This is a genomic window from Kitasatospora putterlickiae, from assembly GCF_039527695.1.
GTDB lineage: Bacteria > Actinomycetota > Actinomycetes > Streptomycetales > Streptomycetaceae > Kitasatospora > Kitasatospora putterlickiae.
On the sequence record NZ_BAAAKJ010000472.1, the window covers coordinates 1 to 1,101 of the forward strand.

Genomic DNA, 1,101 nt, shown 5'->3' on the forward strand with positions numbered 1-1,101 from the left:
CTGTTCGACCGACTGCTGCGCCGCGCCGACCCGTTGACGGCCGCCGACCTGCCCCGCCCCCGTCCGCCGCCCCGCCCGCGCGTCACCGCCCCCGCGTACACCGCCGCCGACCGTCCGGGCACCCTCCCGGTCCTGGACGCCGCCCTGCTCGACTCCGGTTCCCTGCTGGTCGCCTGCGGCCAGGCGGGCGTCCGGCTGCTCGCCCCGGACGGCCGCACCCGCGCGCACTGGGACACCCCCGCCGACCGGCTCGTCCTCGCCGACCACGGCGGCAGCGCCCTGCTGGTCGAGGACCACGGCCCGGACCTGCGCGGCTTCGCCCGCCTCGACCTCGCCACCCGCACCGTCCGGCCGTGGACCACCCTGCGGGCCCGGCGGGCGGCGCCGTCCTACGACGGCCGGCACCTGCTCGCCTCGGACGGGGAGGGCATCGTCGTCCTTGACACCCTGGCCGCGCGCCCGACCGTGGTGTGGCGCGAACTCGGCGGCGAGCAGCGGCTGGTGGGCGGCGTCACCCGCATCCCGGGCGGCTGCGCGGCCATCGTCCGCTCGCCGCTGCCCGACGGCTCCCCGCTCACCGAGGTGTGGCGCTGGGACCTGCCGGGCTGGCAGCTGCGCGGGCGGCTGCGGGTGGACGACGCCCTGACCGATCTCCCCCTCGGTGCGGCCGCCCTCGCCGCGGGCCACCTGCTCACCACCCACGCGGCGACGCCGGACGACCACATCCTCCTGCGCTGGACGTCCGACCTCCCGACGGCCGAACTGCGGGTCGAAGGCCCGGCGCCGTCCGCCCCCGCCACCGACGGCGACCACTGGGCGCTCACCGTCCCCGAGGGCGCGGACCTGCGCGTCCACGCCGGCACCGGCCCGTCCGCCGCCCCCGCGCTCTCCCTGCTCTTCCCCGGTGCCGCCGCCGGTCCCGGCCCCGGAATCGGCGTGCGCCGCCACGCCGGCACCGTCACCTACTGGCACCGCTCCGGCCGCGTCCTCGCCACCTCCGCCGACGGCACCACGCTCCTCGCCAACCTCCGGGTCACCGCCCGCTAGTACCAACGCCGTTCAGTTAGGGCGGTCTGGGCTGCGTCAAGGGTCGGTTGTGAG

1 protein-coding gene is annotated in these 1,101 nt (G+C 78.4%); it reads left to right on the forward strand.

Annotated features, from left to right (window positions below):
• On the forward strand, positions 1–1,047 hold a 1,047-nt coding region (locus ABD308_RS37255), incomplete at its 5' end, for a hypothetical protein (protein ID WP_344345039.1).
• Positions 1,048–1,101 lie beyond the last annotated feature (54 nt).